Source organism: Miltoncostaea marina, from assembly GCF_018141525.1.
GTDB classification, from domain to species: Bacteria; Actinomycetota; Thermoleophilia; order Miltoncostaeales; family Miltoncostaeaceae; genus Miltoncostaea; species Miltoncostaea marina.
Window position 1 is genome coordinate 1,126,934 of the sequence record NZ_CP064655.1, and the last position, 16,979, is coordinate 1,143,912.

Genomic DNA, 16,979 nt, shown 5'->3' on the forward strand with positions numbered 1-16,979 from the left:
CCCCGGCGCCGCCGGGACCCCGGCGGGCCGGCGCGGAGGGGCGCATGGGCGAGGAGATCGGCAGCGAGGCCTTCACCGAGCGGGACCACCGCCGCTTCGCGGAGCGCTGCCGCGAGGGCGTGGAGGCCCTCGGCGAGCTCGTGCGCCGGCCCGGCTTCGGGGCCGGGCCGCCGTCGGTGGGGCTGGAGCTGGAGGTGGGCCTCGTCGACGCGGCCGCGCGGCCGGCCCCGCGCAACGACGCCGTCATGGCGGCCGCCGCCGACGGGCGGCTGGAGCTCGAGCTGGACCGCTTCAACCTCGAGCTCAACTCCAGCCCGGCGCCGCTCGCAGGCCGGCCCTGGAGCGCCCTGCGCGCCGACCTCGCCGACGGCCTGGAGCGGCTGGCGGCGGCGGCCGCCCCGCTCGGCGTGCGCCCGGTGACGGTGGGGATCCTGCCGACCCTGGCGACCGGCGACCTCGGGGAGCAGGCGATGAGCGACTCGGCCCGCTTCCGCGCCCTGGGGCGGGCGCTGCGCGGCCTGCGCGGGGGGCCGTTCCGCATCACCATCGACGGCCCGGAGCCGCTCGACGTCGAGTGGGACGACCTCACCCTCGAGGGCGCCGCCACCGGCCTGCACGTGCAGCTGCGCGTGCCCCCGTCGGCCTTCCCGGCGGTCTTCAACGCCGCGCAGGCGGCGATCGCCCCGGTGCTCGCCGCGGCCGGCAACTCGCCGATCCTGCTGGGCCGGCTGCTGTGGGACGAGACCCGCATCGCCCTGTTCGGCCAGGCGATCGACGACCGCACGCCGATCAGCGAGTCGTGGCGGCCCTCGCGGGCCTCGTTCGGCCACGGCTGGATCGCCGCGCCCGACGAGCCCTTCGCCGAGAGCGTGGCGCTGCACGTGCCGGTGCTGCCGGTGGTGGGCGACGAGGACCCGCTGGCGGTCGTGCGCGCGGGCGGCGTCCCCGCCCTGGACGAGCTGCGCCTGCACCACGGCACGGTCTGGCGCTGGAGCCGGGCGGTCGTCCACCCCGGCGACGACCCCCACATGCGCATCGAGATGCGCGCCCTACCGGCCGGCCCGACGCTGCTCGACATGGCCGCCAACGCGGCGTTCCTCGTGGGCCTGACCATGGCGATGGCGCCCCAGATGGGCTGGATCGCCCGCTCGCTGCCGTTCGACCTGGCCCGCCGCAACTTCTACGCGGCGGCCCGCTCCGGCCCGGGCGCGATGCTGCTGTGGCCCTCCAAGGAGGCCCCCTCGCCGCGTCCCTGGCGGGCGGCCGAGCTGGTCGCCCGGCTGCTGCCGGTGGCCCGCGTGGGCCTCACCGGCTGCGGCGTCGACCCGGTCGAGGCCGACGAGCTGCTCGCGGTGGTGGGGGAGCGGGCGGCCTCGGGGGGCACCGGCGCCGCCTGGCAGCGCCGCGCGCTGGAGCGGCTGGGGCGCGGCCGCTCGCGGGCCGACGCCCTCGCCGCCATGACCGAGGCCTACCAGGAGCGCTCGCTCGCGGGCGCCCCGGTGCACGCCTGGGATCTGCCCGGCTGACGCGCGCGGGGGTCCGGGCCCGCCCGTGGCGGCCGGGGAGGCCGCCCCGCGGCTCAGGCCGCGGGGGCCGCCTCGTCCGGCGGCACGGGGATCGGCCGGCGGTCCTCGCCGATCGCCACCATCGTGAAGTGGCCGACGTTGCACAGCTCGCGCGTGCCCTCGATCGCGTTCTCGCGGTGCACCTCCACGCGTACGCGCAGGCTGGTGCGGCCCACCTCGACCACGCGGGCGTGGATCTCCACCAGGTCGCCCTGGACGATGGGCACCGTGAAGGCGATCTCCTCGATCGCCGCGGTCACCACCACCGAGCGGGCGCGCCGCATCGCGGCGATGCCGGCCGCGGTGTCCATCCAGGCCACCAGCGTGCCGCCGAACAGGTTGCCCCGCGGGTTGGTGTCGGCGGGGAACACGGACTCGAGCAGGCGGGCCTCCATGCCCGCGGACCCTACCGTCACGGGCGGCCGCTACCGTGGCGGTCGGCGACGAGGGGAGCGGCGGGTGGCGGACGGCGGCCTGGCGATCGAGACGCGGGGGCTGGAGAAGCGGTTCGGCGAGGTGCGCGCCCTGCGCGGCGTCGACCTGGCCGTGCCCGCGGGCACCGTGCTCGGCCTGCTCGGGCCGAACGGCGCCGGCAAGACCACCGCCGTGCGGATCCTCGCCACCGTGCTCGACCGCGACGGCGGCTCGGCGCGGGTGCTTGGCGTGGACGTGGCCGAGCGCCCCGACCTGGTGCGGCGCCGGATCGGCCTGGCGGGCCAGTTCGCGGCGGTCGACGGCAACCTCACCGGCCGCGAGAACCTGCTGCTCATCGGCCTGCTGGCCCACCTGCCGCGCCGCGAGGTCGGCCCGCGCGCCGACGAGCTGCTCGAGCGCTTCGGCCTGGCCGGCGCGGCGGGGCGCACGGTGCGCACCTACTCGGGCGGCATGCGCCGGCGCCTCGACCTGGCGGCCGCGCTGGTGCACCGGCCGCCGGTGCTGTTCCTCGACGAGCCCACGACCGGCCTCGACCCCGCCAGCCGCAGCGACCTGTGGGACACGGTGCGCGAGCTGGTGGCCGAGGGCACCACGGTGCTGCTCACCACCCAGTACCTGGAGGAGGCCGACCTGCTGGCCCACCGGATCGTGGTGATCGACCACGGCCGGGTGGTGGTGGAGGGCAGCTCGTCCGAGCTGAAGCGCCGGCTGGGCGCGACCGTGGTGGAGCTGACGATGGCCGACGAGGCCGCCGCGGCCGCCGCCGAGCCCGCCCTGGCGCGGCTGGGGACGGGCGAGGCGGCGCGCGAGGGCGCGGTGGTGCGCGTCAGCGCGCCCGACGGCGGCCCGGCGCTCGTGGCGGCCGTGCGGGCGCTCGACGCCCTCGGCCTCGAGCCCCGCGAGGCCGCCGTGCGCGAGCCCTCGCTCGACGACGTCTTCCTGCGCCTCACCGGCCACCGCGCCGAGGAGCCGCCCGCCGGCGAGGCCGCCTGATGGGCTACGCGGTCCGCGACGTGCTGGCGATGACCTGGCGCAACCTGCTGACGATCCGGCGCCTGCCGCAGCTGCTCGTGTTCGCCACCATCCAGCCGCTGCTGTTCGTGCTGATGTTCCGCTACGTGTTCGGCGGCTCGATCCGGGTGCCGGGCGTCGACTACGTCAACTACCTGATGCCCGGCATCTTCGCGCAGGTGGTGGCGTTCGGCGCGGTCAACACCGCGGTCGGGCTGGCCGAGGACCGCCACACGGGCCTCATCGAGCGGCTGCGCTCGCTGCCGATGGCCCGCCCGGCGGTGCTCGCCGGGCGCACCCTGGCCGACCTCGCGCGCAACGTGCTGGTGGTGGCCCTGATGCTGGCGGTGGGCTTCGCGGTGGGCTTCCGCATCGAGACCAACGCGGCGAAGCTGCTGCTCGGCATCGCGGTGCTGCTGCTGTTCGGCTTCGCCCTGTCGTGGATCTTCGCCTTCGTCGGGCTGTCGGTGCCGAACGCCGAGTCGGCCCAGGCGGCCGCCTTCCCGATCATGCTGCCGCTGGTCTTCGCGTCGAGCGCCTTCGTCTCGACCGACGCCATGCCCGACTGGCTCGAGGTCTTCGCCGAGCACCAGCCGGTGACCGCGGCGGTCGACGCGGTGCGCTCGCTGGCCCTCGGCGGGCCGTGGCTCGGCGACGTCGCCGTCAGCCTGGCCTGGACGGCCGGCGTGCTGGCCGTGTTCGTGCCGCTGTCGGTGCGCCGCTACCGGCGCGGGGCGGCCGCGGGGTGAACCCGGCGGTCGTCTTCGACATGGACGGCGTCCTGATCTCATCGGAGGAGCTCTGGGACGCCGTGCGGGCCGACCTGGTGCGCGAGGCCGGCGGGCGGTGGCTGCCCGGCGCGCACGAGGCCATGATGGGCATGAGCACGCCCGAGTGGACCGGCTACATGCACCAGGAGCTGGCCGTGCCGCTGCGCCCGCCCGAGATCGAGCGGGCGGTGGTGGCGCGCCTCATCGCCCGCTACCGCGAGGCGCCGCCGTTCATCCCCGGCGCGCCCGAGGCGGTGCGCGAGCTGGCCGCCCGCGGCGTGCCGCTGGCGGTGGCCAGCTCGTCGACCCGCGGGCTGATCGCGGCGGTGCTCGAGCAGGCGGGCATCGCGGACGCCTTCCGGGCGACGGTCTCGAGCGAGGAGGTGGCCCGCGGCAAGCCGGCGCCCGACGTCTACCTGGAGGCGCTGCGGCGCCTCGGCGCGCCGGCGGCCGGGGCGCTGGCGGTGGAGGACTCGGGGCCCGGCATCCGCTCGGCGGCGGCCGCCGGGATGCGCGTCGTGGTGGTCCCCAACCCGCACTACCCGCCGCCGCAGGACGACCTCGCGCTGGCCTGGCGGGTGCTGGAGTCGATCGAGGCCCTGCCGGGTCTGGTGGCCGGCGCTTGACCGGCCACGCGGCGCACGGATAGAGAGCGCCGGTGAGCGCGCATCCCGTCCACCTCACCCCGCTCACGCCGCTGGCGTTCCTCGAGCGCTCGGCCGACGTGTTCGCCGGGGCGACCGCCGTGGTGCACGGCGCCGAGCGGCTGACCTACGCCGGGCTGGCCGCCCGGGTGACCCGGCTGGCCAACGCGCTGCGCGCGAGCGGCGTGCGTCCCGGCGACCGGATCGCCTACTTCTGCCCGAACACGCCGGCGCTGCTGGTGGCGCACTTCGCCGTGCCGCTGGCGGGCGCGGTGCTGGTCGCGATCAACACCCGGCTGGCGCCGGCGGAGATCCGCGCCATCTGCCTCCACTCCGGCTCGCGGATGCTCGTGGCCGACACGGCGCTGGCGGGCAGCGTGGCGCCCGTGGCGGGCGGGCTCGGGGTGGATGAGCTCGTGTGGGACGACGACGCCGGGACGGGGACGGAGGTGCCCGGCACGCCGATGGCGGAGCTGCTCGCCCGGGGCTGCGACGACCCGCTGCCGTGGACGGTCGCCGACGAGGACGCCACGATCTCGATCAACTACACCTCGGGCACCACCGGCTCGCCGAAGGGCGTGATGTACACCCACCGCGGCGCCTACCTCAACGCGCTCGGCGAGAACCTGACCGCGGGCCACGGACCGGAGACGGTCTACCTGTGGACGCTGCCGATGTTCCACTGCAACGGCTGGTGCCACCCGTGGGCGATCGTGGCCGCCGGCGGCGCGCAGGTGTGCATGCGGGCGGTGCGCGGGCCGGAGGTCTGGCGGCTGATCGACCAGGAGCGCGTCACCCACCTCAACGGCGCGCCGGCCGTGCTCTCGGTGCTCGTCAACGCCGAGGAGGCCCACGCGCTCGGCCAGCCGCTCACGGTCATGACCGCCGCGGCCCCGCCGAGCCCGACGATCCTCGCCCAGACCGAGGCCCTCGGCGCCCGGGTCGTGCACGTCTACGGTCTCACCGAGACCTACGGCCCCTACACCGTCTGCCAGCCGCAGACGGTGTGGGCCGGCGCCGACGGGGCCGCGCGCGCCCGCCTGCTGGCCCGCCAGGGCGTGGCGATGGTGGTCTCCGACCCGATCCGGGTGGTCGACGAGGCCGGCCGCGACGTGCCGCGCGACGGCGCCACCGTGGGCGAGGTGGTGATGCGCGGCAACAACGTGATGAAGGGCTACCACGACGACCCCGAGGCCACCGCCGAGGCCTTCCGGGGCGGCGTCTTCCACTCCGGCGACCTCGGCGTCTGGCACCCCGACGGCTACGTGGAGCTGCGCGACCGGGCCAAGGACGTGGTGATCTCCGGCGGCGAGAACATCTCGACGATCGAGGTCGAGCAGGCCGTCGTGAGCCACCCCGCGGTGCTCGAGGCGGCGGTGATCGGCGTGCCGGACGAGCGCTGGGGCGAGCGGCCCAAGGCGTTCGTGGTGCTGCGCCCCGGCGCCGCGGCGGGCCACGACGAGCTCGCCGCCCACGTGCGCGCGCGGCTCGCGGCGTACAAGTGCCCCGACGCCTTCGAGGTGGTCGAGGCGCTCCCGCGCACCTCCACCGGCAAGGTCCGCAAGTTCGAGCTCCGCGAGTCGGCCTGGGCGGGCCGCGAGCGGCGCATCAACTGACCCGCGCCGGGTAGCGTGCCCGGCGTGACCGATCCGCCGCAGGTCGAGCGCGTGCCCGACGACGACGAGACGCCGCGCCGCTCCGTGCTCTCGCACCGGCGCGAGTCCGGGCGGGCCACCGCGGCGCTCGTGCTGGGCGTGGCCGGGCTGTTCCTGCTGCCGCTGGTCTGCTCGGTGATGGCGATCCGGGTGGGCGGCCAGGCGCTGCGCGAGATCGAGGCGCACCCGGACCTGGGCGGCGCCGAGCGCGCCCGCGCCGGCCGCGCGCTCGGTTGGATCGGCATCGTCGCCTGGCTTGCGGCCGTCGTGCTGGCGATCGTCATCCTGGCGAGCTGAGGGGCCGTCACGCGACCGGTCACGTCCACGCCGGCGGCGCCCCGCCGCCCGGCAGACACAGGGAGAGGCACATGAAGGACGCGTTGCGGGACTTCAAGGAGTTCGTCCTCAAGGGTGACGTGGTCTCGTTGGCCGTCGCGGTGGTCATCGCGGCCGCGTTCGGCGCGGTCGTGACCGCCTTCGTCGCCAACATCCTCACGCCGCTCCTCGCGGCGATCGGCGGCCAGCCCGACTTCGCCGAGCTGGACTTCACGGTCAACGGCAGTCGCTTCCAGTACGGCCTGCTGATCAACGCGATCATCAGCTTCCTGATCATCGCCGCCGTGATCTTCTTCCTGGTGGTGCGGCCCTACAACTCGATGCGCAAGCGCTTCGAGAAGGGCGACGACCCCGACGTGGAGCAGCCCGAGTACGCGGTGGAGACCGGCAGCGCGTCGGCCCTGCCCGAGCGCCTCACCGCCCGCGCCGCCGACGGCTGGCGGGTGGTCTCGGTGAGCGAGAACGGCGACGGCCTGACGGCGGTGCTCGTGCGCAACGAGGGGTAACCACCGGGCATGCCGCCCCTGCCCGCCCCGTCCGACGACCCCACCGGCGGCCGCCGCCTCACCCGCCGCCTGGCCCGGCTGATCCCGGTCTGCCTGGCGGCGGGGCTGGTGGTGGGCGTGCCGCTGTCGTTGTGGGCCGACGACTGGCGCCCGGCGGTCGCGGTGCCGCTGGCGCTGGCCGCCCTGGCCGGCACGGTGGCGGCCGCCATCGAGGACGGCCGCGTGCAGCGGGGCGTCGACGCCTCCACCGGCCCCAGCACCGCGGCGGGCCTGCGCATCGCCCACGACGCCGCGCACGCGGGCGACGTGCAGGCCGCCAGCGCCGAGGTGGAGCGGGCGCTGCTGCGCGGCGCGACCCCCGGCCGCGTGGTGGCCGCGCTCGACCACCCCGACTGGACCTACGAGCGCGTCTCGGCGATGGCCCGGGCGCTGGGCGTGACCGACCCGGGCGGCAACGGGCGCGCCTCCGTCTGACGTCTGTGTATGGACTCCGGCTCCGCCGCGAGCTCAGACGCAGCGGCGTTCTCCGCCCTGCCCGCGAGCGGGCCTCCCGTGCGGTCGCCGGGGCGGGCAAGGACGCCGGCGGCGCTCCTGTCCGTACTCCCCGCGCGCGAGCGTTTCGCGTCTCCCGGCACCTCCGGGCGACGGTCCTCGAGTTCGGCATCCAGGGCGATCCGGCCGTCCGCCCAGGCGGCCGGCGCCCCGGCCGTGTCCGTGTCGCGGTCCGCGCTGTCCCCGCGGCCGGCGCAGGTGAAGGTCCGCTCGGAGCGCGGCACCGCAGGGCCGGCCTCGCAGGCGGCGATCTCCATCCAGGCCCGCGCGCTCGCGGCCGAGCCCTCGTAGGAGCGCGAGAGCCTGCGCCGGCGGCCGAGGCGGACGAAGGCGTCCCCGATGCGCCAGAGCGGGCGCAGCGGCGTGAGGCGAGAGGCGCCCTTCGGCGGCACCGTGGTGTCCGGCTGCAGACCTCGACGCCGACAGAGCGCCGCCAGGCCGCGGGAGCCGCGGTCGGCGACGATCGCGCGCACCGCCGGCATCGCATCGATCACGGTCCCGAGTAGCTCGCGCGCGACGCGCACGTCGTGCGGCCGGGCCGGGTCGACCCGCACGGCGACCGGCGAGCCGGTGATGTCGAGCGGCAGCGTCCGTCTCACGCCGTTGGTGCCGCCGCCGCGACCGCCCGGCTCGTGGGACGACGGGCCGGCGCGGCCACCGCGGGGGACCCGGGCGTCGACCATCGGCATCGAGGGGTCGAGCGTGCGGCCCTTCCTCAGCCCGGGCGATCTGGCCAGGCGGGTGAGCAGCTCGGCCCACACGCCTGCGTCGCGTCAGCGGCGGAACTGCTGCCAGACCCTGCCCCAGGCCGGATACTCCGAGGGCAGGTAGCGCCACGGCGAGCCCGGTGCGGGCGAGGTGGAGGATCGCGTCGGCGATCGCGCGGCGCGAGATGGCAGGCGGACGCCCCCCCGCCGGCCCGGTGCGTGCTCCGGCAGGTCGCAGACCAGCCACCACTCGTCGTCGGTGAGGTCGCTCGGGGTGGGCCATAGCGCACCGTTTCCATCGGTGCGGTGGCCGAGATCCCTGATCGGTACCGGGATCAGCTCATCCACAGGCCCTGAGCCGCCCCCCGCCAGACCGTCAGACCAAGCCGAGCCCGCGGGCGGCCGCCACGGCCTCGCGCTGCGAGTGGCTGCGCAGCTCGATCAGGATCCGCCGGACGTAGTTGCGCACCGTCGCCTCGCTCAGCCCGAGGCGCGCGGCCACCGAGCGCACGGTGAGCCCCTCGGCCATCAGCATCAGCACCTCGTGCTGGCGGGGCGTCAGTCGCACGTCCCCGGGGTCGCCGGCCGGCCGGGCGGGCGCGTCGAGCGGCTGGATGAGCACCGCGAACCGCGCGGGGATCGCATCGTCCAGCGAGAGCATCGCCAGCCGCACGGCGCGGCGGGGCCCCTCGGCGGTTCGCACCCAGGCCTCCTGCGCCGGGGGAGGGCACCCGGTGCACGCCAGCCGCCCGCGCTCGCAGCCCGGTCGGCAGAACCGCGTCCCGTCGGCGCAGATCGCGTCGAGCGCCGTCCAGCAGGGCGACCCGGTGACGTCGTGTTCGGCGAGCCCCGTGAGGGCCGCCGCCGCGGCGTTCCAGAGGACGACGCGCGATCGCCCGTCGCACGCGACGAGCGGATCCGTGCAGTTCACGACGGCGCCGGGGTGACGGGCATCGCCCGATGATGCGGCGCCTGCGCGGCCGGGTCAGCCGTAATACCCCGCAAGCCCGGAGCGGACGACTACCGGATCAAGATCGCCCCGGTCGGCGGTGAGCGGCGGACCCTCCCTCCGCGGGGCGCGCGCCGGGGCGGCGGGGCGCCAGGCTCCCGGTCATGACCACTCACCTCGCACGACTCAGATCATCCGTCGGACCGCTCGCCTGCGTCGCGGTCCTCGGCGCGGCGGGCGCGGCCGCGGCCGCCCCCGGCCCCGGCCTCATGCCCGACCTGGTCGCCGATCCACCGGTCGGCCCGGTCACCAGCGTCGAGCCGGTGCACGGCCGGCCCGGTCACCGCCTGCTGCTGCGCTTCGACGGCCACGTGCACAACATCGGCCCCGGCAGGCTCGAGATCGTGGGGCAGCGCCCGGCCGGCTCGTACGGCGACGACACGCTCCGCATGACCGACGTCCGCCAGCGGATCTACGACGCGTCCGGCGCCCTGGTGGACGAGCTCCCGTCGCCCGCGGTGGTCCCCCACGCGGGCCCCCACGCGTCCGACCGTCACAGGCACTGGCACACCGACCGGGCCACCGCCTACTGGCTGGTGGAGGGCGAGGGCCTCGCCGACGTCGTCGAGAGCGACAAGGTCGGGTTCTGCCTGGCCGATTCAACGCCGATCGAGGCGCCGGACGACGAGCCGCCGCGGTACTGGGCGAGCCACTGCCGGGGGCTCGACGCCGCCGGCCGGTCACTGGACTACGCCCAGTCGATGGACGCGGCCACGGTCGTCATGGGTATCTCGCCCGGCTTCCGGGACCTCTATGCCGCCCGCTACTTCACCCAGTGGGTGGACCTGACCGGGCGGGTCGCGCCCGGTCGCTATCGGCTGAAGGCCGTCGCCGACCCCACCGGCGCGATCGCCGAGGCGGACGAGGACAACGCGCCGGCGTACTCGACCCCGTTCGCCCTGCGGGGCTGGCTGGCCCAGCCGGTCGCCGCCGCGCCGGCCCCGTCCGGCGCCCCGCAGCGCATCGCACTGACGGCGCGCGCGGTGGTCGGAGCGGGCCTGCCCGCGGGCGATCCCTATCTCGGGGAGCCGGACCCGGCGATGTTCGTGCTCGCCACCCCGCCCGCCCACGGGACCGTGACGATCTCGGGCGACGTCGCCACCTACACCCCCGCGCCGGGCCACGCCGGACCGGACCGCTTCGCGGTGGCCGCGCTCGAGGAGGAGAGCGCCCTGGCCGCGCCGCCGGCGACGGTCGACGTCGGCGTCCTGCCCGGCCCCGCGGCGGCGGCGCCGCCCGCGCCGCCCGCGCCGCCGGTCGCGCGCCCGCAGGGCCGCCCCGGGCCGGCCGGCCGCCCGGGCGGCGCCCGCTTCAGGCTCAGCGCCGCGCAGCTGCTGATCAACCAGCGCATCGGGCAGGCGGCCATCCGACGGCTGGCCGCGGTCGCGGCGGCGCTACACGGTGCGGCTGACCGTGGGCCAGCTGCGGATCAACCAGCGCATCGGCCAGGCGGCGGTGCGGCGGGCGAACGCCCTGGCGGAGCGGGTCGCCGGCTGACCGCCCGGGGGCTGCGCTACGGTGGGCGCTCGTCGGCCGGCGAAGCGGGGGACGTATGCCCATCGTGCGCGCGGAGTACGAGCTCCAGCCCGAGCTGATCGCCCAGCGCGGGCGCCTTGCCGCGCACCTGGGCGACGCGGCCCGCGTGGCGCCGCTGGCCTCGGCCGGCGGCGGCGCGCCGCCCGACGGCCTGCTGGTGGAGCTCGACGTGGAGGGCGACGACCCGCTGGCGGCGATCGGCGTCGCCGCCAGCCGGCTGGCGGCGGCCTTCGACGCCCTCGGCCTGCCGGTGCGCGCCGTGGCCCTCGAGTGCGAGGGCCTGCCGCCGGTGCGCATCGAGACGCGGCCCGACGTGCACCCGTTCACCGGCTGACGCCGGCGGGCGCCGCTACGCGGTCAGCAGGCGGATCTCCCGCGCCAGGTCGGCCGGGGAGTACGGCGCCCCGGCGGCGTAGCGCGCCACCTGGCGCCCGTCGCCGTCGATGAACACGATCGGCGCCGAGTGCACCGACTCGCGGTGGCCGCCCGAGCGGTCGTCGGTCTGGGCGGCGACGCCCCAGGCCCTCCAGACCGGCTCCAGCTCGGCCCGGCTGCCGACCATGTAGCGCATGCGGCCCCGCAGGCCGTGACGATCGAGGAACGCCCGCACCGCCGCCGGCGTGTCGCCGGGCGGGTCGACGCTGATCGCCACCACGTCGATGCCCCCGGCCGCCGGCCCGGCCGCGTCGAGCGCGGCGGCGATGCGGCTCGCCACCAGCGGGCAGACGTCGGGGCACTCGGTGAACAGGAACGTGACCATCGCGGGGCGCCCGTCCGGGGAGGGCAGGCGCACCGGCGCGCCGTCGGCGTCGCGGCCCGCGGTGGCGGGCGCGTGCAGCACCGGCCCGGCCCCCGTCCGCGCCGGGTCGCTCCCGCCGTCGCCCGCGCGGGCGAGCGCCAGGGCGCCGGCCAGGCCGCTCGCCACCACGAGCGCGAGCAGCGGCAGCAGCACGCGCATCGGCGGCCTGCCGCCCCGCGAGGGGCGCCGCGCCGGCTGTCCGGAGGTCATGGGTCCGACCATAGCGAGGGGGCTCCGCGGCCGATGATCCCCGGGCGGCCGATCCGTCATGTAGGGAGCAACGACACCACGACGAGGAGGCGGCATGGCGAGGCTGACGTACGCGATGGGCGTGTCGCTCGACGGCTACATCACGGACGCCGACGGCGACTTCGGCTGGGGCGCGCCCGACGAGGCCCTGCACCGCTACTACAACGAACAGACCCGCGGGCTGCGGGGGTTCGTCTTCGGCCGTCGCGTGTACGAGCTGATGGAGCCCCACTGGCCGCGGCTGGCCCGGGACGAGGCCGCCGGCGGGGCCGAGGCCGAGTTCGCCCGCATCTACGTCGGCATCCCGCGGCTGGTGGTCTCGGACACCCTGGCGGACGTCCCGGACGGCGTCACGCTGGTGCGCCGGGCCGACGCCGCCGCGCAGGTGCGCCGGCTAAAGGAGGCCGGCGAGGGCCGGCTGGGCATCGGCGGGGCGACGCTCGCGGCGGCGCTGTTCGACCTCATCGACGAGTTCGAGCTGCGCGTCCACCCCGTCCTGGTGGGCGGCGGCACGCCCTACTTCCCGCCCCTCGGCGACCGGGCGGAGCTGCGCCTGGTGGGGTCGCGCACGCTGTCCGGCGTCGTGATCCTGCGCTACGAGCGGGCGGGCGCCGGATCGTGAACGGCGCCGTCGGAGAGGAGCGGGTGAGGGGAGTCGAACCCCCGTCAACGGCTTGGAAGGCCGTCGCTCTACCGTTGAGCTACACCCGCGCGGCGGGCGGCGGCCCGCCGGGTCACTGTACCAACGCGTCCTCCAGCTCCTGCCCGGCGGGCGGGGGCGCCGCGGCGCGCGGCAGGCTGGCGACCGCGTTGCGGCCGGCGCCCTTGGCCAGGTAGAGCGCCCGGTCGGCGCGGCGCAGCAGGCCCTCGGTGTCGCGCGCGTCGCCGGGCAGGGTCGCCACGCCCAGCGAAGCCGTCACCGCGATCTCGGGCACGGTGGCCGCCGCGGTGCGCTGCACCCGGGCGCGCACGCGCTCGGCGATGACGAGCGCCTCGTCGCGGTCGGCCTCCTGGCAGAGCAGGATGAACTCGTCGCCGCCGATGCGGCACAGCAGGTCGCCCAGGCGCATGTCCTCGGCGACCGCCGCCGCGATGGCGCGCAGCAGCTCGTCGCCCGTGCCGTGGCCCAGGCGGTCGTTGACCTCCTTGAAGTGGTCGAGGTCGAGCGCGACCACCGACAGCGCGTGGCCGCCCCGCAGGGCGCGGGCCACGGCGCGGTCGGCCTCCTCGGACAGGAAGCGCCGGTTGTAGGCGCCGGTCAGGGGGTCGGTCACCAGCAGGCGGTCGCGCTCGGCGATCAGCCCGCGCGCCACCTTCAGGGTCTCCATCGCGCGGGCGGCCATCAGCACCGCCGCCGCGCCGGCCGCGGCCCGCGCCTCCGGCGTGCTGACGGTGACGCCCGCGGCCACGACGGCGGTGCCGAGCAGGAAGGGGATCGTCTGGCTCCAGGCCGGGGGGGCGTCGTGCACGCCCGCGCCCCAGGCGCGCTCGGGCGCGCGGCGGCGGGCCACGCCGGCCGCGATCCAGCACCAGGCGGCCGCCACGTAGGTCGCGGCGGCGGCGAGCCGCATCGGCTCGCCGACGACGGTCTCCAGCAGGTAGAGCAGGCCCGCGGCCGCCTGCAGGGCGAAGGCGGCGACGAGGTGGCGCAGCCAGCCGGGGGCGTCGTCGCGGTGGCGCAGCACGATCCAGCCGAGCGTGGCCAGGCACACCAGATCGAGGGTGGGGTAGAGCGAGCCGACCGCCGCGTCGGCGAGCCCGTCGCCCGAGCGCTCGGCGGCCGGGGCGATGGCGGTCATCCAGGCCAGCGCGGCGAGCGCCACGGTGGCCAGCAGGCCGTCGAGCGCGCCCTGCCAGCCGCGCTCGGGGCGCAGGCGGCGGTAGAGCAGCACCACGGCGGTCAGCACCGGCACGTAGAAGCCGAGCCAGCCCGCGTCGAGCGGCCCCACCTCCGGCACCTCGATCCCGGCGCCGAGCAGGCCGGCGTAGAGGCCGTCGGTGAGCGCCCACAGCGACTGGCCGGCGGCGAACAGGGCCCACACCAGGCGGGCCCGCCCGCGGGTGTGCGCCGCGGCGGCGGCGCAGGCCGCCGCCGCGCCCGCCTGGGCCAGCGACTGGGCCCAGTGCCCCAGCGCGGCGGCCTCCACCAGCCGGGGGGCGACCAGGCCCGCCGTGACCAGCGCGGCGACGGACGCGATCGCCCAGGCGACGAGGATGCGCGGGGGCCTCATGCAGAGGGGATCGGCGCCGGCGGGCATTTCCTTACTGGCGCTCAACTATCTGCCGACGTCAGGAAATCAACGCGCGGCGAGGCCCTCGGCGTGCAGCCGGCGCACGCGGGCCATGTTCTCGGGGTCCGGGCCCGTGCCGTCCATGCCCGGCACCTCGAGGATCACCGGCAGCCCCTGCAGCTCGGGGCAGCCCAGGATGCGGCGCATGCCGTCCTCGCCGATCTCGCCGTCCCCGATGTTCTCGTGGCGGTCGCGGTTGGAGGCGAAGCCCACCTTCGAGTCGTTGAGGTGCAGGCAGCGCAGGCGCTCCAGGCCCAGGGTGCGGTCGAAGTCCTCCAGCACCCGGTCGATGCCGCCCTCCTCGTGCACGGGGTAGCCCGAGGCGAACAGGTGCTGGGTGTCCAGGCAGAAGCCCAGGCGGTCGTGGTGGCCGGCCGCCTCGTAGACCCGCCGCAGCTGCTCGAAGCTGCGCCCGATGGTGTCGCCGGCGCCGGCCGTGTTCTCGAGGAGGACGTGGCAGTCGCCGGGCGCGGTGTCGAAGGCCTCGGCGATGCCCGCCCCGATGCGCGCGATGGCCTCGTCCTCGGTGGAGCCCTTGCACGAGCCCACGTGCAGCACCACGCCGGCCAGACCGAGCCGGTCGCCGATCGTCAGGTGCTGCACCAGGCTCTCCACCGAGGCGCGGTAGATGTTGCGGGTGGTGGTGGCCGGCTTGCCCGGCGGGCCCGAGGGCACCTCGCGGTCGGGCGCGCCCAGGTTGATCAGGTAGAGGCCGTGGCTCACCAGCGGCGCCAGCCCGGCCTCCTCGGCGCCCGCGCGGAAGGCGGCGATCTCCTCGGCCGTGTGGTCGATCGGCCGCCAGGTGCGCGGGTTGTGGGTGAACACCTGCAGGCTCTCGCACCCGAGCGCCGTGCCCCGGCCGATCGCCTTGGAGATGCCGCCGGAGGATGAGACGTGGGCGCCCAATCGCACATGGCTATCCTACGGACGTGGCACGCAACCGACCCGACATCACCGCCCCCGCCCGGGTGCGCTTCGCGCCCAGCCCGACGGGGAGCCTCCACGTGGGCGGCGCGCGCACCGCCCTCTTCAACTGGCTCATCGCCCGCAACACCGGCGGGACCTTCGTGCTGCGGCTGGAGGACACCGACCGGGAGCGCTCGACCCCCGAGAGCGAGGCCGAAATCCTGCGCTGCCTCGCCTGGCTGGGGCTCGACTGGGACGAGGGCCCGTTCCGCCAGAGCGAGCGCGACGACGTCTACGCCGCGGCCGTGGAGCGCCTCAAGGCCGCCGGGGCGATCTACCCGGCCTACGAGACCGACGAGGAGCTCGAGGCCCAGCGCGCCGCCGCGCGCGCCGACAAGCGCGCCCCGGTGGTGCGCGGCCGCCGCGACCGCGACCCGGCCGAGATCGCCGAGCTCGAGGCGGCCGGCCGCCGGCCGGTGTGGCGCTTCGCGGTCGACCCCGGGGGCGAGACGACCATCGAGGACTACGTGCGCGGCACCGTGCGCTTCGGCCACGGGGCGATCGAGGACTTCGTGGTCGCCCGCTCCGACGGCACGCCGACCTACAACCTGGCCGCCGCGGTCGACGACCTCGAGATGGGCATCACCCACGTGGTCCGCGGCGAGGACCACATCTCCAACACGCCCAAGCAGATGATGGTCATCCGGGCGCTGGGCGGCCAGACGCCCGACTACGCCCACATCCCGCTCATCCTGGGGGAGGACAAGAAGCGCCTCTCCAAGCGCCACGGCGCGGCCTCGGTGGAGGACCTCGAGGCCGCCGGGTTCCTGCCGCGCGCCGCGATCAACGCGCTGGCGCTGCTCGGCTGGAGCTTCGACGACAAGACCACGATGTTCACGGTCGACGAGCTGGTCGAGAAGTTCTCGATCACCCGGGTCTCGAAGAGCCCGGCGATCTTCGACATGAAGAAGCTGAAGGTCATCAACGGCCGCCACCTGCGGCTGATGGCCAACGACGAGTTCACCGATGCGCTCGCCGGCTGGCTGCGCTCGACCGGCTACCTGGACGGCAAGGGCCCCGAGGCCGAGGAGCTGGTCCGCGCCAGCGCGCCGCTCGTGAAGCGCAAGATCTCCACCTTCGCCGAGTACGACGACCTGGCCGGCTGGCTCTTCCGGCCGCTCGAGATCGAGCCCGAGGCCTGGGAGACGCTCACCCGCGACGTGCGCCACTCGATCCAGGTGATCGGCGGCGGCCTCGGCCGGCTGGAGCAGCTGCCCGAGTGGACCGTCGAGGCGATCAAGGAGGCGCTCCAGGACCAGCTCCACATCATGGGCGAGGCCGCCCGCGACTTCCTGGAGCCCCAGCGCATCGCCATCACCGGCCGCACCGTGTCGACCGGCACCTACGAGAGCCTGGCCCTGCTCGGGCGCGAGGAGTCGTTCCGCCGCTACCGCGAGACCCTCGCCAAGCTCGCCGAGCTGTGGGCCGCGGCCTGAGCGGGCACGTGACGCGCATGAACTTCGGCCCCGGCACCTACCGCTCGCTGATGATCGCGGCGGCCTGGATCTTCGGCGTCTTCCTCGTCGTGGCCTTCGTCTGGCGGCGCGCCGACGCCGATCAGGACACGCTCGGCATCGTCGCCGGCGTCGCCGCCTACCTCTTCCTGGCCGTCGCCGCGGTGATCCTGGTGCGCGGCTGGCGCCGGCGCGGCGCCGACGCCCTCGGCGCGGCCGCCCGCTACGTCGACGGCCACCCCGAGATCCTGCGGGCGGTGGGCCGGCCGATGGCCATCGGCGAGCCCGAGGGCGAGGTGCCCGGGGGCGAGGGCGCCGCACAGGCCAACCTGGTGGTGCCGGTGCAGGGCCCGGCCGAGGAGGGCGCGGTCGAGCTGGTGATGGCGCGCATCAGCCGCGACTGGGAGGTGCTGTCGGCGACCCTCGTGATCGACGGCGACCGCGTGCGCCTCTCCGAGGGCCGCGCGGGCTCCCCGGTGGACGACGACTGACCC

The 16,979-nt window shown here is 76.3% G+C and carries 20 protein-coding genes and 1 tRNA gene; 13 read left to right on the forward strand and 8 right to left on the reverse strand.

Annotation, left to right across the window (positions count from 1 at the left end):
* Window positions 1–44 precede the first annotated feature (44 nt).
* Complete coding sequence (locus ITJ85_RS05620) at window positions 45–1,526, forward strand: glutamate-cysteine ligase family protein (protein WP_217915374.1); 1,482 nt, start codon at window positions 45–47, stop codon at window positions 1,524–1,526.
* 53 nt (window positions 1,527–1,579) lie between these two features.
* Here the strand turns inward: ITJ85_RS05620 and ITJ85_RS05625 are convergent, their stop codons facing one another.
* Complete coding sequence (locus ITJ85_RS05625; protein WP_217915375.1) at window positions 1,580–1,960, reverse strand: acyl-CoA thioesterase; 381 nt, start codon at window positions 1,958–1,960, stop codon at window positions 1,580–1,582.
* Between the two features lie 64 nt (window positions 1,961–2,024).
* Here ITJ85_RS05625 and ITJ85_RS05630 point away from each other — a divergent pair, with 64 nt between their 5' ends.
* The 7 genes from ITJ85_RS05630 to ITJ85_RS05660 all read left to right on the forward strand — a co-directional run bounded on the left by ITJ85_RS05630 (window position 2,025) and on the right by ITJ85_RS05660 (window position 7,396).
* The gene (locus ITJ85_RS05630) at window positions 2,025–2,993 is read left to right on the forward strand and encodes an ATP-binding cassette domain-containing protein (protein WP_217915376.1); all 969 of its coding nucleotides are present in this window, start codon (window positions 2,025–2,027) and stop codon (window positions 2,991–2,993) included.
* Entirely contained in the window at window positions 2,993–3,760 is a 768-nt protein-coding gene (locus ITJ85_RS05635; protein WP_217915377.1) for an ABC transporter permease, read from the forward strand. Before ITJ85_RS05630 ends, ITJ85_RS05635 begins: the two co-directional genes overlap by 1 nt.
* Window positions 3,757–4,407 (forward strand): HAD family hydrolase, encoded by a 651-nt coding sequence (locus ITJ85_RS05640; protein WP_217915378.1) that lies wholly within the window; start codon window positions 3,757–3,759, stop codon window positions 4,405–4,407. The genes ITJ85_RS05635 and ITJ85_RS05640 overlap by 4 nt, the downstream gene beginning before the upstream one ends.
* Window positions 4,408–4,439: 32 nt before the next feature.
* The gene (locus ITJ85_RS05645) at window positions 4,440–6,041 is read left to right on the forward strand and encodes an AMP-binding protein (protein WP_217915379.1); all 1,602 of its coding nucleotides are present in this window, start codon (window positions 4,440–4,442) and stop codon (window positions 6,039–6,041) included.
* A gap of 24 nt (window positions 6,042–6,065) precedes the next feature.
* Window positions 6,066–6,377, forward strand: a complete 312-nt coding sequence (locus ITJ85_RS05650; RefSeq protein ID WP_217915380.1) for a DUF4190 domain-containing protein — start codon at window positions 6,066–6,068, stop codon at window positions 6,375–6,377.
* Window positions 6,378–6,448: 71 nt separating this feature from the next.
* The gene (gene mscL / locus ITJ85_RS05655) at window positions 6,449–6,922 is read left to right on the forward strand and encodes a large conductance mechanosensitive channel protein MscL (protein WP_217915381.1); all 474 of its coding nucleotides are present in this window, start codon (window positions 6,449–6,451) and stop codon (window positions 6,920–6,922) included.
* A 9-nt stretch (window positions 6,923–6,931) separates the two neighbouring features.
* Window positions 6,932–7,396 (forward strand): hypothetical protein, encoded by a 465-nt coding sequence (locus ITJ85_RS05660; RefSeq protein ID WP_217915382.1) that lies wholly within the window; start codon window positions 6,932–6,934, stop codon window positions 7,394–7,396.
* On the opposite strand, the gene ITJ85_RS05665 is transcribed toward ITJ85_RS05660, so the two are convergent.
* The 3 genes from ITJ85_RS05665 to ITJ85_RS05675 are packed head-to-tail and all read right to left on the reverse strand — an operon-like array spanning window position 7,321 to window position 9,112.
* On the reverse strand, window positions 7,321–8,235 hold the full coding sequence (locus ITJ85_RS05665) for a hypothetical protein (RefSeq protein WP_217915383.1): 915 nt from the start codon (window positions 8,233–8,235) through the stop codon (window positions 7,321–7,323). The genes ITJ85_RS05660 and ITJ85_RS05665 overlap by 76 nt on opposite strands.
* Before the next feature lie 12 nt (window positions 8,236–8,247).
* Window positions 8,248–8,529, reverse strand: coding sequence for a hypothetical protein (locus ITJ85_RS05670; RefSeq protein ID WP_217915384.1), 282 nt, complete (start codon window positions 8,527–8,529; stop codon window positions 8,248–8,250).
* Window positions 8,530–8,557: 28 nt separating this feature from the next.
* The gene (locus tag ITJ85_RS05675) at window positions 8,558–9,112 is read right to left on the reverse strand and encodes a helix-turn-helix transcriptional regulator (protein WP_217915385.1); all 555 of its coding nucleotides are present in this window, start codon (window positions 9,110–9,112) and stop codon (window positions 8,558–8,560) included.
* A gap of 182 nt (window positions 9,113–9,294) precedes the next feature.
* On the opposite strand from ITJ85_RS05675, the gene ITJ85_RS05680 reads away from it, so the two are divergent.
* Window positions 9,295–10,785, forward strand: a complete 1,491-nt coding sequence (locus tag ITJ85_RS05680; protein ID WP_217915386.1) for a lysyl oxidase family protein — start codon at window positions 9,295–9,297, stop codon at window positions 10,783–10,785.
* A complete protein-coding gene (locus ITJ85_RS05685; protein WP_217915387.1) occupies window positions 10,743–11,060 on the forward strand; it encodes a hypothetical protein in 318 nt (105 codons plus the stop codon). Before ITJ85_RS05680 ends, ITJ85_RS05685 begins: the two co-directional genes overlap by 43 nt.
* Before the next feature lie 15 nt (window positions 11,061–11,075).
* On the opposite strand, the gene ITJ85_RS05690 is transcribed toward ITJ85_RS05685, so the two are convergent.
* Window positions 11,076–11,735, reverse strand: a complete 660-nt coding sequence (locus ITJ85_RS05690; protein WP_217915388.1) for an SCO family protein — start codon at window positions 11,733–11,735, stop codon at window positions 11,076–11,078.
* Between the two features lie 94 nt (window positions 11,736–11,829).
* Here ITJ85_RS05690 and ITJ85_RS05695 point away from each other — a divergent pair, with 94 nt between their 5' ends.
* Window positions 11,830–12,396: a dihydrofolate reductase family protein gene (locus ITJ85_RS05695; RefSeq protein WP_217915389.1), complete on the forward strand. Its 567-nt coding sequence runs from the start codon at window positions 11,830–11,832 to the stop codon at window positions 12,394–12,396.
* An 18-nt stretch (window positions 12,397–12,414) separates the two neighbouring features.
* Here ITJ85_RS05695 and ITJ85_RS05700 read toward each other — a convergent pair.
* The 3 genes from ITJ85_RS05700 to ITJ85_RS05710 form a co-directional block, all read right to left on the reverse strand.
* Window positions 12,415–12,485, reverse strand: a tRNA-Gly gene (locus ITJ85_RS05700).
* Window positions 12,486–12,508: 23 nt separating this feature from the next.
* Window positions 12,509–14,005: a GGDEF domain-containing protein gene (locus tag ITJ85_RS05705; protein ID WP_217915390.1), complete on the reverse strand. Its 1,497-nt coding sequence runs from the start codon at window positions 14,003–14,005 to the stop codon at window positions 12,509–12,511.
* Between the two features lie 66 nt (window positions 14,006–14,071).
* Entirely contained in the window at window positions 14,072–14,977 is a 906-nt protein-coding gene (locus ITJ85_RS05710) for a deoxyribonuclease IV (protein WP_217915391.1), read from the reverse strand.
* Between the two features lie 17 nt (window positions 14,978–14,994).
* On the opposite strand from ITJ85_RS05710, the gene gltX reads away from it, so the two are divergent.
* Both gltX and ITJ85_RS05720 read left to right on the forward strand, forming a co-directional pair.
* The gene (gltX, locus tag ITJ85_RS05715) at window positions 14,995–16,467 is read left to right on the forward strand and encodes a glutamate--tRNA ligase (RefSeq protein ID WP_217915392.1); all 1,473 of its coding nucleotides are present in this window, start codon (window positions 14,995–14,997) and stop codon (window positions 16,465–16,467) included.
* A 17-nt stretch (window positions 16,468–16,484) separates the two neighbouring features.
* The gene (locus ITJ85_RS05720; protein WP_217915393.1) at window positions 16,485–16,976 is read left to right on the forward strand and encodes a cytochrome c oxidase assembly factor Coa1 family protein; all 492 of its coding nucleotides are present in this window, start codon (window positions 16,485–16,487) and stop codon (window positions 16,974–16,976) included.
* Window positions 16,977–16,979: the final 3 nt, after the last annotated feature.

Coding starts and splice junctions, on each gene's coding strand:
- ITJ85_RS05620 (WP_217915374.1), top strand. CDS start 45: ATGGGCGAGGAGATCGGCAGCGAGGCCTTCACCGAGCGGGACCACCGC.
- ITJ85_RS05625 (WP_217915375.1), bottom strand. CDS start 1,960: ATGGAGGCCCGCCTGCTCGAGTCCGTGTTCCCCGCCGACACCAACCCG.
- ITJ85_RS05635 (WP_217915377.1), top strand. CDS start 2,993: ATGGGCTACGCGGTCCGCGACGTGCTGGCGATGACCTGGCGCAACCTG.
- mscL (WP_217915381.1), top strand. CDS start 6,449: ATGAAGGACGCGTTGCGGGACTTCAAGGAGTTCGTCCTCAAGGGTGAC.
- ITJ85_RS05660 (WP_217915382.1), top strand. CDS start 6,932: ATGCCGCCCCTGCCCGCCCCGTCCGACGACCCCACCGGCGGCCGCCGC.
- ITJ85_RS05680 (WP_217915386.1), top strand. CDS start 9,295: ATGACCACTCACCTCGCACGACTCAGATCATCCGTCGGACCGCTCGCC.
- ITJ85_RS05685 (WP_217915387.1), top strand. CDS start 10,743: ATGCCCATCGTGCGCGCGGAGTACGAGCTCCAGCCCGAGCTGATCGCC.
- ITJ85_RS05690 (WP_217915388.1), bottom strand. CDS start 11,735: ATGACCTCCGGACAGCCGGCGCGGCGCCCCTCGCGGGGCGGCAGGCCG.
- ITJ85_RS05695 (WP_217915389.1), top strand. CDS start 11,830: ATGGCGAGGCTGACGTACGCGATGGGCGTGTCGCTCGACGGCTACATC.
- ITJ85_RS05705 (WP_217915390.1), bottom strand. CDS start 14,005: ATGAGGCCCCCGCGCATCCTCGTCGCCTGGGCGATCGCGTCCGTCGCC.
- ITJ85_RS05720 (WP_217915393.1), top strand. CDS start 16,485: ATGAACTTCGGCCCCGGCACCTACCGCTCGCTGATGATCGCGGCGGCC.